The sequence below is a fragment of the Peribacillus loiseleuriae genome (assembly GCF_001183985.1).
GTDB classification, from domain to species: domain Bacteria; phylum Bacillota; class Bacilli; order Bacillales; family DSM-1321; genus Peribacillus; species Peribacillus loiseleuriae.
Genome location: NZ_LFZW01000001.1, coordinates 80,625 through 93,330 on the forward strand (window position 1 = coordinate 80,625; position 12,706 = coordinate 93,330).

General features: G+C 41.5%; 9 protein-coding genes, 1 rRNA gene and 3 other annotated features. All 10 genes read left to right on the top strand.

Features of this window, described 5'->3' with window-relative positions:
- Positions 1-417: a sequence feature (23S ribosomal RNA rRNA prediction is too short), on the top strand.
- Between the two features lie 11 nt (positions 418-428).
- Positions 429-1,176 (top strand) — a sequence feature (23S ribosomal RNA rRNA prediction is too short).
- 1 nt (position 1,177) lies between these two features.
- Positions 1,178-2,046, top strand: a sequence feature (23S ribosomal RNA rRNA prediction is too short).
- Between the two features lie 79 nt (positions 2,047-2,125).
- The 10 genes from rrf (at position 2,126) to ispF (ending at position 12,661) form a co-directional block, all read left to right on the top strand.
- Positions 2,126-2,241, top strand: a 5S ribosomal RNA gene (rrf, locus tag AC625_RS00420).
- A 512-nt stretch (positions 2,242-2,753) separates the two neighbouring features.
- Positions 2,754-3,215 (top strand): CtsR family transcriptional regulator, encoded by a 462-nt coding sequence (locus tag AC625_RS00425; RefSeq protein WP_049679515.1) that lies wholly within the window; start codon positions 2,754-2,756, stop codon positions 3,213-3,215.
- Positions 3,216-3,236: 21 nt separating this feature from the next.
- Positions 3,237-3,791: a protein-arginine kinase activator protein McsA gene (gene mcsA, locus AC625_RS00430; RefSeq protein WP_049679516.1), complete on the top strand. Its 555-nt coding sequence runs from the start codon at positions 3,237-3,239 to the stop codon at positions 3,789-3,791.
- The gene (gene mcsB, locus AC625_RS00435; RefSeq protein WP_049679517.1) at positions 3,788-4,864 is read left to right on the top strand and encodes a protein-arginine kinase McsB; all 1,077 of its coding nucleotides are present in this window, start codon (positions 3,788-3,790) and stop codon (positions 4,862-4,864) included. The genes mcsA and mcsB overlap by 4 nt, the downstream gene beginning before the upstream one ends.
- A gap of 14 nt (positions 4,865-4,878) precedes the next feature.
- A complete protein-coding gene (gene clpC, locus AC625_RS00440) occupies positions 4,879-7,320 on the top strand; it encodes an ATP-dependent protease ATP-binding subunit ClpC (RefSeq protein WP_049679518.1) in 2,442 nt (813 codons plus the stop codon).
- A gap of 210 nt (positions 7,321-7,530) precedes the next feature.
- The gene (radA, locus tag AC625_RS00445) at positions 7,531-8,925 is read left to right on the top strand and encodes a DNA repair protein RadA (RefSeq protein ID WP_049679519.1); all 1,395 of its coding nucleotides are present in this window, start codon (positions 7,531-7,533) and stop codon (positions 8,923-8,925) included.
- Between the two features lie 2 nt (positions 8,926-8,927).
- Positions 8,928-10,001 (top strand): DNA integrity scanning diadenylate cyclase DisA, encoded by a 1,074-nt coding sequence (disA, locus tag AC625_RS00450; protein ID WP_049679520.1) that lies wholly within the window; start codon positions 8,928-8,930, stop codon positions 9,999-10,001.
- Positions 10,002-10,156: 155 nt separating this feature from the next.
- Positions 10,157-11,245, top strand: a complete 1,089-nt coding sequence (locus AC625_RS00455; RefSeq protein ID WP_049679521.1) for a PIN/TRAM domain-containing protein — start codon at positions 10,157-10,159, stop codon at positions 11,243-11,245.
- A gap of 41 nt (positions 11,246-11,286) precedes the next feature.
- Entirely contained in the window at positions 11,287-11,976 is a 690-nt protein-coding gene (gene ispD, locus AC625_RS00460; RefSeq protein ID WP_049679522.1) for a 2-C-methyl-D-erythritol 4-phosphate cytidylyltransferase, read from the top strand.
- Positions 11,977-12,181: 205 nt separating this feature from the next.
- The gene (gene ispF / locus AC625_RS00465) at positions 12,182-12,661 is read left to right on the top strand and encodes a 2-C-methyl-D-erythritol 2,4-cyclodiphosphate synthase (protein ID WP_049679523.1); all 480 of its coding nucleotides are present in this window, start codon (positions 12,182-12,184) and stop codon (positions 12,659-12,661) included.
- Positions 12,662-12,706 lie beyond the last annotated feature (45 nt).

Consider the following 12,706-nt stretch of genomic DNA (forward strand, 5'->3'; position numbering starts at 1 on the left):
GCTAGCCTCGAGATGAGAGTATTGGAGGTAGAGCACTGATTGGACTAGGGGCCCCCAACGGGTTACCGAATTCAGTCAAACTCCGAATGCCAAATACTTATTCTCGGGAGTCAGACTGCGAGTGATAAGATCCGTAGTCAAGAGGGAAACAGCCCAGACCACCAGCTAAGGTCCCCAAGTTTACGTTAAGTGGAAAAGGATGTGGAGTTGCTTAGACAACCAGGATGTTGGCTCAGAAGCAGCCATCATTTAAAGAGTGCGTAATAGCTCACTGGTCGAGTGACTCTGCGCCGAAAATGTACCGGGGCTAAACGTAACACCGAAGCTGTGGATGGATACCGTATGGTATCCGTGGTAGGAGAGCGTTCTAAGGGCGTTGAAGCTAGACCGGAAGGACTGGTGGAGCGCTTAGAAGTGAGAATGCCGGTATGAGTAGCGAAAGAAGGGTGAGAATCCCTTCCACCGAATGCCTAAGGTTTCCTGAGGAAGGCTCGTCCGCTCAGGGTTAGTCGGGACCTAAGCCGAGGCTGAAAAGCGTAGGCGATGGACAACAGGTTGATATTCCTGTACCACCTATACATCGTTTGAGCGATGGGGGGACGCAGAAGGATAGGGTAAGCGCGCTGTTGGATATGCGCGTCCAAGCAGTTAGGCCGGAAACGAGGAAAATCCCGTTTCCATCAAGGCGGAGCTGTGATGGCGAGGGAAATATAGTACCGAAGTTCCTGATTCCACGCTGCCAAGAAAAGCCTCTAGTGAGATGTAGGGTGCCCGTACCGCAAACCGACACAGGTAGGCGAGGAGAGAATCCTAAGGTGTGCGAGAGAACTCTCGTTAAGGAACTCGGCAAAATGACCCCGTAACTTCGGGAGAAGGGGTGCTTTTTAGGGTGAATAGCCCGGAAAAGCCGCAGTGAATAGGCCCAGGCGACTGTTTAGCAAAAACACAGGTCTCTGCGAAGCCGCAAGGCGAAGTATAGGGGCTGACGCCTGCCCGGTGCTGGAAGGTTAAGAGGAGAGGTTAGCCGCAAGGCGAAGCTTTGAATTGAAGCCCCAGTAAACGGCGGCCGTAACTATAACGGTCCTAAGGTAGCGAAATTCCTTGTCGGGTAAGTTCCGACCCGCACGAAAGGCGTAACGATCTGGGCACTGTCTCAACGAGAGACTCGGTGAAATTATAGTACCTGTGAAGATGCAGGTTACCCGCGACAGGACGGAAAGACCCCGTGGAGCTTTACTGCAGCCTGATATTGAATTTTGGTACAGCTTGTACAGGATAGGTAGGAGCCTGTGAAGCCGGAGCGCTAGCTTCGGTCGAGGCGTCGGTGGGATACTACCCTGGCTGTATTGAAATTCTAACCCGCGCCCCTTATCGGGGCGGGAGACAGTGTCAGGCGGGCAGTTTGACTGGGGCGGTCGCCTCCTAAAATGTAACGGAGGCGCCCAAAGGTTCCCTCAGAATGGTTGGAAATCATTCGTAGAGTGTAAAGGCACAAGGGAGCTTGACTGCGAGACCTACAAGTCGAGCAGGGACGAAAGTCGGGCTTAGTGATCCGGTGGTTCCGCATGGAAGGGCCATCGCTCAACGGATAAAAGCTACCCCGGGGATAACAGGCTTATCTCCCCCAAGAGTCCACATCGACGGGGAGGTTTGGCACCTCGATGTCGGCTCATCGCATCCTGGGGCTGTAGTCGGTCCCAAGGGTTGGGCTGTTCGCCCATTAAAGCGGTACGCGAGCTGGGTTCAGAACGTCGTGAGACAGTTCGGTCCCTATCCGTCGTGGGCGCAGGAAATTTGAGAGGAGCTGTCCTTAGTACGAGAGGACCGGGATGGACGCACCGCTGGTGTACCAGTTGTTCTGCCAAGAGCATCGCTGGGTAGCTACGTGCGGACGGGATAAATGCTGAAAGCATCTAAGCATGAAGCCCCCCTCAAGATGAGATTTCCCATAGCGTAAGCTAGTAAGATCCCTGAAAGATGATCAGGTTGATAGGTCAGAGGTGGAAGCGTGGCGACATGTGGAGCTGACTGATACTAATCGATCGAGGACTTAACCTTATTGTTCTTGAAAAAAGCAAAAAACCTTCTTATTATCTAGTTTTGAAGGAATGATATTCCTTTATTGTTTGGTGGCGATAGCAAAGAGGTCACACCCGTTCCCATTCCGAACACGGAAGTTAAGCTCTTTAGCGCCGATGGTAGTTGGGGGTTTCCCCCTGTGAGAGTAGGACGTTGCCAAGCAATTCGAGAGATCAGCTATTTATAGCTGGTCTCTTTTTAATTTAAATGAGCCATTTAAAGTACTTGAACACAGTCCACAACGGTGAATTAACAAATCAGCTATTCATAGTTGATTTTTTTTTGAATTTTACATATATATACTAAATAAATAACATCCTTTCTGAAACCAACTATAGTAATGGTGCTTTTTACACATGACTTTCAGATTATTTTCAAAAGGTCCGGTAAAAAGGCTTACGAATTACATCAAAGCCCATAAGTCAGCACAATCTGTGCAAGTCCGGCCCTCACCGTATTACTGCATACACGCAAGTGATCGCTCCTCGAACTTCTCGGCTCTTTTTATCCCCCTTTTATTATGATTAAAAAAATTTAATTTAAAAGTTAAAACACATAACATATGGAGATAATGAATCATATAATCAAAAAATAAATGCATCTGAGTTGCAAAATTGGTTTTTCGTTGTATAATAATAGTCAAATATAGTCAAAGTCAGGATGGGGGAGGGCGAGTGAAAAATATCTCTGATATTATCGAAGGTTATTTAAAACAAGTTCTCGAGATGAGTCAGAAAGACATTTTAGAAATTAAAAGAAGCGAAGTAGCTGATAAGTTTCAATGTGTACCATCTCAGATAAATTACGTAATTAATACAAGATTTACGATTGAACGAGGCTACTTAGTGGAAAGTAAGCGTGGTGGTGGGGGCTACATTAGAATTATGAAGGTGCAAACACATGACCACGCGGATTTAATAGATCAACTACTGTTGTTAATTGGTTCTAGAGTTTCTCAAACAGCAGCTGAAGATATTATTATACGACTTGTGAATGAGGATATTATTTCTCATAGGGAGGCGAAAATCATGCTTAGTGTGATTGATCGTTCTGTGATTTATATCGATTTACCTGTACGTGATGAATTAAGGGCAAGCATTCTAAATGCCATGCTAACCACTTTAAAATATAAATAAAGACCCGGCAGAGGTGATAAAATGGTTTGCCAAGAATGTAATCAAAGACCAGCAACTTTGCATTTTACAAAAATTATTAATGGTGAAAAGAAAGAAATCCATATTTGCGATAAGTGTGCTCAAGAAAAAGGTGATTTATTTATGCAAAATGGTGCAAATGGCTTTTCGATAAACAACTTATTGGCCGGTTTACTTAATATAGAGCCATTTCTTCAGCAAGCAAAGGCGAGTACGTTTCCACGTGTTGAAGAGTTAAAGTGCAAGAATTGTCATTTAACGTTTAAAGAATTTGTCCATGTTGGAAAATTTGGATGTGCAACATGTTATGAGACGTTTAAAGATAGTTTGGATCCTATTTTAAAAAGAGTGCATGGCGGCAATACTGCACATGTTGGGAAAATACCAGAAAGATTAGGCGAGAGCATTCACCTTAGGAAACAAATAAAGGATTTAAAAAGTGAACTGAAAGCCCTCATTGATCAAGAAGAATTTGAACAGGCAGCTTTAGTACGAGATCAAATACGTTCACTTGAAAAAGGTGATGAAGCAGCAGAGGAAAGGGGAAGCCAGCCATGACTTTAGATCACTTCGCGCAAAATGCAAAAAGCTCTTGGTGGAATGAAGCTGGTCCTGATGCGGATATTGTTCGAAGTTCCAGAATTAGAATGGCGAGAAACTTCAGGGATTATAAATTCCCAACTATATACAACAAAGAAGAAGCCAATAAAATTATGGAATTAGTAAAAGAAAAGCTAGAAAAGTCAAATGACCCTGTAGCAGGCAATTTGGAACTTTTCGAATTAGAGAAGCTTGAGCCTCTCGAAAGACAGGTATTGGTTGAAAAACACTTGATCAGTCCCAATTTAGCCGAGGATTCCTTATACGCTGCTTGTTTGCTATCTAAAAATGAAGAAGTTAGCATTATGGTGAATGAAGAGGAGCATATCCGGATTCAATGCATGGTATCTGGTTTACAGCTAACAGAAGCTCTGGAAGTGGCTAATAAATATGATGATTGGGTGGAACAGCAGATTGATTATGCGTACGATGAAGAGAGGGGGTATTTAACAAGCTGTCCAACAAATGTAGGAACAGGCTTAAGAGCGTCCGTTATGATGCATTTACCGGGTTTAGTCCTGACCCGTCAAATCAACAAAATTATCCCGGCAATTAACCAATTAGGTCTTGTGGTCAGAGGAATGTATGGGGAAGGCAGTAGTGCGGTAGGCAATATTTTTCAGATTTCAAATCAGATTACACTTGGAAAATCAGAGAAAGATATTGTGGAAGACTTGACTAGTATTGTTCAACAAATCATTGCTCAAGAAAGGTCTGCCAGAGAAGCATTAGTTAAAACCTCTCACATACAATTAGAAGATAGAGTATATCGCTCTCTAGGAGTATTATTGAATGCCAGGATTATTGAATCAAAGGAAGCTGCTACATGTATATCAGATGTTAGTTTAGGTATCGATTTAGGGTATATAAAAAATATAGAAAAAAGTGTAATGAATGAATTAATGATTTTAACGCAGCCAGGATTTTTACAAAAGTACGCAGGCGGACCGTTACAACCATATGAAAGAGATGTTCGCCGTGCTTCGTTAATACGTGAACGGTTAGATTCAGCCCAAATTGAAAATTCTTAAGGAGGAATTATCCTATGATGTTTGGACGATTTACTGAAAGAGCTCAAAAGGTATTAGCATTAGCCCAAGAAGAAGCCATTCGTTTAGGACATAACAATATTGGAACCGAACATATTCTATTAGGACTCGTTCGTGAAGGAGAAGGTATTGCTGCAAAGGCACTATACGCACTTGGACTTGGCTCAGATAAAATTCAAAAAGAAGTAGAAAACTTAATTGGCCGCGGCCAAGAGAAGGCTCAAACGATTCATTATACACCAAGAGCTAAAAAGGTCATTGAGCTATCCATGGATGAAGCACGAAAACTTGGACATTCTTATGTTGGTACTGAGCATGTTCTACTAGGGTTAATCCGTGAAGGAGAAGGCGTCGCTGCCCGTGTGCTTAATAATCTTGGGGTAAGTTTGAACAAAGCACGTCAGCAAGTACTACAACTGCTAGGGAGCAATGAGTCTGGCGGTCATCAGGGTGCTGCTTCAGCAAATGCCAGCACGCCGACCCTAGATGGTTTAGCGCGTGATTTAACAGCAATTGCGCGTGAAGGAAGTCTGGACCCGGTTATTGGCCGCAGTAAAGAAATCCAACGTGTGATCGAAGTGTTAAGTCGCCGTACAAAAAATAATCCAGTCCTAATTGGAGAACCAGGAGTGGGTAAAACAGCAATTGCAGAAGGGCTTGCTCAACAAATAATTAATAATGAGGTTCCAGAAATTCTTCGTGACAAGCGCGTTATGACACTTGATATGGGTACTGTAGTAGCTGGTACGAAATACCGTGGTGAGTTTGAAGATCGTCTGAAGAAAGTGATGGATGAAATACGCCAAGCTGGAAATATCATTTTATTTATTGATGAATTACACACATTAATTGGCGCTGGCGGAGCAGAGGGGGCAATTGATGCATCCAATATTTTAAAACCTTCATTAGCCCGTGGTGAGTTGCAATGTATTGGAGCAACAACTCTTGATGAATATCGAAAATATATTGAAAAAGATGCAGCCCTAGAACGCAGATTCCAACCAATTACAGTTAATGAGCCTACAATTGAGGAATCAATTTTAATTCTTAAAGGATTACGTGATCGCTATGAAGCGCATCACCGTGTTTCAATTACAGATGAATCGATTGATGCTGCTGTTAAGCTCTCTGATCGTTATATTTCTGACCGTTTTCTTCCTGATAAAGCGATTGATTTAATCGACGAAGCTGGTTCAAAGGTTCGGTTGCGTTCTTATACGACTCCACCAAATTTAAAGGAATTAGAAGTGAAGCTTGATGAAGTACGAAAAGAAAAAGACTCATCTGTCCAAAGCCAAGAGTTTGAAAAGGCAGCTTCTTTACGTGACACTGAACAGCGATTGAGAGAGCAGCTGGAAGAAACGAAGAAGACATGGAAAGAAAAGCAGGGTCAAGAAAATAGTGAAGTAACAGTAGATGATATCGCTCACGTCGTATCTAGTTGGACGGGTGTCCCTGTTACAAGACTCGCACAAACAGAATCAGATAAATTGTTGAATATGGAATCTATACTTCACGATCGTGTAATTGGTCAGGAAGAAGCGGTAATTGCTGTTGCAAAAGCTGTTCGCCGGGCTCGAGCAGGCTTGAAAGATCCGAAACGTCCAATTGGTTCATTTATTTTCCTCGGACCTACAGGGGTCGGGAAAACAGAATTAGCAAGAGCATTGGCTGAATCCATATTTGGTGATGAAGAAGCAATGATTCGCATTGACATGTCGGAGTACATGGAAAAACATTCGACTTCACGCCTTGTTGGTTCACCTCCGGGATATGTAGGATATGAAGAAGGTGGGCAATTAACGGAAAAAGTACGTAGAAAGCCATACTCGGTTGTCCTATTAGATGAGATTGAAAAAGCGCATCCAGATGTATTCAACATTCTTCTTCAGGTCTTAGAGGATGGTAGATTAACGGACTCTAAGGGTCGTACAGTAGATTTCAGAAATACGATTCTAATTATGACTTCCAATGTGGGGGCATCCGCTCTAAAATCGAATAAATATGTAGGATTTAACATTCAAGATCAAGGTCAGGATTATAAGGATATGAAAGGAAAGGTGCTAGAAGAGCTAAAGCGTGCATTCCGCCCAGAATTCCTGAACCGTATCGATGAAACAATTGTATTCCATGCACTTGAGAGAAAGCACCTGAAAGAAATTGTTACACTTATGTCGGTTCAACTTACAAACCGCCTAAACGAGCAGGAAATTCTTATTGAATTGACGGATGCTGCGAAAGAAAAGATTGCTGAAGTAGGGTATGATCCTGAATATGGGGCCCGTCCAATTCGTAGGGCACTTCAGAAACATGTGGAAGACTACTTATCTGAAGAGCTATTGAAAGGAAATGTTCAAAAAAATCATCCGGTAACTATAGATGTAAAAGACGGCGAATTTTTACTAAAATATAAAGAACCAGTAAATAGTAATATATAAGGAAATGACAAGAAGAGGTACATACTATAATGTGATGTACCTCTCTTTTATTAAGTAAACAACTCTTTTTTAGAAAATAGTTGGAATGATTATGAGATAAGCAGGATTATTGCGGTGCAATACCTAATATCTTTAGTGTAGGGATTTTTTTACATAAATATTTTTAGGAATAAGAGGCTTATTTATTTTACTAAAAGAAAGGAAGCTATTATGGCAACAAAAAAAAAGACAAAATTCATGTGCCAATCATGTGGATATGAGTCAGCAAAATGGATGGGGAAATGCCCAGGTTGTGGAGAATGGAACAAAATGGTTGAGGAAGTTGAAATTGTGAAGCCCGCAAGACGAGGAGGGGCCTTTACGCATTCAGAGGGTATCACGGGAACTGCAGAGCGGCAAAAAGCAACACCCATTACAACAATTGAAACACTACAAGAGCCAAGAATTGCTACAGATTCAGCTGAGCTGAACCGGGCATTAGGTGGAGGGATTGTTCAAGGGTCACTTGTTTTAATCGGTGGTGATCCGGGTATTGGTAAATCGACACTTTTGCTGCAAGTATCATCTCAACTCGCGCAGAAGCAGAAGAAGGTCCTCTATATTTCCGGAGAAGAGTCTGTTAAACAAACAAAGCTACGTGCAGATCGACTTGGTGTTACATCTGATCATTTATATGTGTATTCAGAAACCGATATGGATTATATCCAGCAAGCGATTGCTGAAGTGAATCCGGACCTTGTCATTATTGATTCCATTCAGACAGTCTACCAGTCGGAAGTTACCTCTGCCCCTGGAAGTGTATCACAGGTAAGGGAATGTACAGCCACTTTAATGCGTATCGCGAAATCGAATGGAATTGCCATTTTTATTGTTGGTCATGTAACGAAGGAAGGGGCCATTGCAGGTCCAAGATTATTGGAGCATATGGTAGATACAGTATTATATTTTGAAGGAGAGCGGCATCATACATATCGGATTATCCGTGCCGTTAAGAATCGGTTTGGTTCGACAAATGAAATGGGAATTTTTGAAATGAAGGAGAGCGGTTTGGAAGAGGTCGCAAATCCCTCTGAAATTTTCCTCGAAGAACGGTCCAAAGGCGCGGCTGGTTCAACAGTAGTCGCTTCTATGGAAGGAACACGCCCCGTGCTTGTGGAAATTCAAGCACTTGTATCTCCGACAAGCTTCGGAAACCCGCGAAGGATGGCAACTGGAATCGACCATAACCGAGTATCACTTTTGATGGCTGTTTTAGAAAAAAGGGTCGGTTTACTTTTGCAGAACCAAGATGCCTATCTAAAAGTAGCAGGTGGGGTAAAGCTGGATGAACCCGCGATCGACCTTGCTGTTTCTGTAAGCATTGCTTCAAGTTTTCGAGATAAATCAACGAGACCTACAGATTGTATTATTGGGGAAGTAGGTCTGACAGGTGAAGTAAGAAGAGTATCAAGAATTGAACAGAGGGTTCAGGAAGCGGTTAAACTCGGATTTGAACGAGTGATACTTCCAGCTAATAATATAAGTGGATGGAGTGCGCCTAAAGGAATCGAAATTATCGGAGTGTCAACCGTTGCGGAAGCTCTTAAGTATGCTCTAGGAGGCTAAAAATGACAGACAAGAAGGCGTTTGAAAAGATGAAATTAGAAATCCTTCACATGGTCGCACCAGGGACACCTTTAAGAGAAGGGATTGATAATGTCTTACGTGCTAACACGGGAGGGCTCATCGTTGTCGGTGATAATGAAAAAGTACGTTCAATAGTCGACGGTGGATTTCAAATTAATTCTCCTTGTACACCAAGCACATTATATGAATTGGCAAAGATGGACGGTGCGATTCTTTTAAATGAAAAAGCGGATAAAATCATCCTTGCTAATGCCCAGTTGGCACCAGACACATCCGTACCCTCTAAGGAAACCGGCATGCGTCATAGAACAGCTGAACGTGTGGCAAGGGAAACGAAGTCGCTTGTTATTGCGATTTCACAGCGGAGAAATGTCATTACCCTCTATCAAGGAAATTTCCAATACGCACTTAAAGATATTGCTGTTATTTTAGCAAAAGCGAATCTTGCGATACAAACGTTGGAAAAATATAAAATCGTTTTGCAGCAAAGTATTAATGACCTTGGTTTGCTTGAATTCGAGGATATGGTAACCTATACGGATTTATTGCAGGTCTTCCATCGCTATATTATGGTTTTGAGAATAAAAATCGAGTTAGTTAATTATTTGAATGAGCTTGGAACAGAAGGTAGATTAATCCGACTTCAAATGAATGAGCTGCTTTTCGAATTGGAAAGTGAAGGGAAACTGATTGTAAAAGATTATGTCAATCAGAAAGAAGACCATCCACAGGAAATAATTGAAAAGCTGCACGATTTGGCCCAGCAGGAGAAGTTTGAAGAAGGTAATTTGTTAAAGGTACTTGGATATAATGGTTACATACATTTGGATGAAATCATTAGTCCAAGAGGGTATCGAATACTACATAAGATTCCAAGATTGCCATTTTTAATTGTGGAAAATCTTATTAACCAATTTTGCAATTTTATCACCATTTATCAGGCTTCTGTTGAAGAGTTGGACGATGTTGAAGGTATAGGAGAAGTACGGGCGAATAAAATTCAAGAGGGTCTTAGGCTTCTGAAAACACAGCTTGTTGCAGAGAGAAGAATGTGAATAGGGGGGTGAATAATTTTTGACACTCCTATGAGCGAATGCTAGGCTGAATTATGGAAGTTATCTATATTTTATAGAAAAATCTTATCAAAATATTTAATAAGAAGGTTTCGAATTATAATATTTGTTAATAATGAGTAAAGGGAGGTGAAGGGATGTTAAAACGCATTATACAAGCATGCTTCTTAATTGTCGGGGGAACACTGGGCATTGTGTTAATTCCTTGGCTATTGCCGATGATACATGCAGATGATATTGCATTAATAAATAACCCTTATGTTACTGCTATTTTAGGAGCCATCATATTTTATCTTATTACTTTTTGGGCTGTCGAGTATGTCGTTAATATTATGAAGTGGCTAGAGGAACAGCTTGTCAAGGCACCTATAACGGATATTGTATTCGGAAGTATTGGCTTGCTCGTGGGTCTTTTGGCTGCTTATATTATCGGTTCAGCACTCAATGCCATCCAATTCCCCATTCTAAATACGGTAGCACCAATTCTTTTGACTCTATTGTTTGGGTATCTTGGCTTTCAGGTTGGATTCAAGAAGCGGGATGAATTTTTGAGTTTATTCTCCAAAGCAGGGAAAAGGAAAATTCAAGACAGTGAACAGGAGTTAGAAGAACAGAATCGAAAAATGAAAATACTTGATACAAGTGTCATTATTGATGGAAGAATTGCCGACATTTGCCAGACTGGATTTTTAGAAGGCGTTATTGTAATTCCCCAATTCGTTTTAGCAGAGCTTCAACATATTGCGGATTCTTCAGACGCATTAAAAAGAAACCGAGGCCGTCGAGGGTTGGATATCCTTAATCGAATTCAAAAGGAATTATCGATTAAAGTAGAAATGTATGAAGGGGATTTTGAGGATATTCAAGAGGTAGATAGCAAACTAGTTAAGCTTGCGAAAATTTCCAATGGTGTTGTTGTTACAAATGATTTTAACCTCAATAAAGTGTGTGAATTTCAAGGTGTACCTGTGTTGAATATTAATGATTTGGCAAATGCAGTGAAGCCTGTTGTACTACCAGGGGAAGAAATGAGCGTACAAGTCATTAAAGATGGGAAAGAGCAGAATCAAGGCATTGCTTATCTTGACGATGGAACGATGATTGTCGTTGAAGGTGGAAGGGATTATATTGGCAAGCGGATCGATGTATTAGTAACTAGTGTACTTCAAACATCTGCGGGTCGTATGATTTTTGCAAAGCCTAAACTATTAGAAAAAGCATTATAAGAGGTAAACAAAGTCTTATAGTGTAGCAAGGAGAGGCCGGCATGTTTTATGAAGTAGTTATACCAGCAGCAGGACAAGGGAAAAGAATGAAGGCTGGAAAGAATAAATTATTTATCGAGCTTATAGATACCCCTATTATTGTTTATACATTACAAGTATTTGATCGGGACCCTGACTGCAAGCGGATTATCCTAACGATTAATCCTGAAGAAGAATCTATTTTCACAAGCCTAATTGAGCAGTATGGGATTAAAAAAGTAACCAAGCTTGTTCCGGGCGGTAAAGAGCGTCAGCAAAGCGTGTTTAACGGAGTGAAAGAAATCAAGGAAGATGGCCTTGTACTAGTTCATGATGGAGCAAGGCCATTTATTGACCATTCGCTTATCAAACGTTTAACAGAGGCAGCATCCTCTCACGGTGGGGCAATTGTTGCAGTTCCTGTTAAGGATACGATAAAAAAGGTGAAAGAGAATATGGTTATAGAAACCGTGGAGCGATCTAGCTTGTGGGCTGTCCAAACACCACAAGCTTTTCGTGTGTCCATTTTGAAAAAAGCACATGAAGAAGCAGAGAAAGACGATTATTTAGGTACCGATGATGCTAGTCTTCTTGAACGAAAGGGGCAACCTGTTGTCATTATTGAAGGGGATTATGATAATATTAAGATTACGACTCAAGAAGATTTATATTTTGCGGAAGCAATTTTACATAAAAAACCTGTTTGGCGTTAAAACGCCATCATTTATCACGAAGGATAAATGATGTAGCATGCTACACTCACCTAATCACATTGATGGCGGTGCGGAGCTAGATTTGGAGGTACTTACTATAATAGAATAAGTATATCTACTAAGTTGAGTGGCTGTATAATAAGTCGCGAAGCCCCGTCTCCATGTCCTTCATAAAAATAAAAGATGAAAAAGGAGAGATGAAATGATGTTTCGAATTGGACAAGGATTTGATGTTCATCAGTTGGTAGAAGGAAGGCCGTTAATTATTGGTGGAGTAACAATTCCTTATGAAAAAGGTTTACTTGGCCATTCAGATGCAGACGTATTACTTCATACAGTTGCTGATGCATGTCTTGGGGCAATCGGTGCAGGTGATATCGGAAAGCACTTCCCAGATACAGACCCAGAGTTTAAGGATGCCGATTCAGCGAAGCTTCTTCAACATGTATGGGCAATAGTGAAAGAGAAAGGTTATGTACTTGGAAATGCAGATTGTACAATCATAGCGCAAAAGCCTAAAATGTCCCCTTATAACGAAAAAATAAAAGCAAGAATAGCTGAGCTGTTGGAAGCTTCCATGGATCAAATCAATGTAAAGGCAACGACAACGGAAAAGCTCGGTTTTACTGGTCGTGGAGAAGGAATAGCCGCACAAGTTGCTGTCCTCTTAGTGAAAGCGGAGTGACCGCCAAGAGATACTTTCTTCAAGGACTTATTGGTGGTAAAATAA

Bases quoted from the DNA above. Each gene is read 5' to 3' on its own strand.
- ispD (WP_049679522.1), top strand. From the start codon at position 11,287: ATGTTTTATGAAGTAGTTATACCAGCAGCAGGACAAGGGAAAAGAATG.
- radA (WP_049679519.1), top strand. From the start codon at position 7,531: ATGGCAACAAAAAAAAAGACAAAATTCATGTGCCAATCATGTGGATAT.
- ispF (WP_049679523.1), top strand. From the start codon at position 12,182: ATGTTTCGAATTGGACAAGGATTTGATGTTCATCAGTTGGTAGAAGGA.
- AC625_RS00455 (WP_049679521.1), top strand. From the start codon at position 10,157: ATGTTAAAACGCATTATACAAGCATGCTTCTTAATTGTCGGGGGAACA.
- disA (WP_049679520.1), top strand. From the start codon at position 8,928: ATGACAGACAAGAAGGCGTTTGAAAAGATGAAATTAGAAATCCTTCAC.
- mcsA (WP_049679516.1), top strand. From the start codon at position 3,237: ATGGTTTGCCAAGAATGTAATCAAAGACCAGCAACTTTGCATTTTACA.
- clpC (WP_049679518.1), top strand. From the start codon at position 4,879: ATGATGTTTGGACGATTTACTGAAAGAGCTCAAAAGGTATTAGCATTA.
- mcsB (WP_049679517.1), top strand. From the start codon at position 3,788: ATGACTTTAGATCACTTCGCGCAAAATGCAAAAAGCTCTTGGTGGAAT.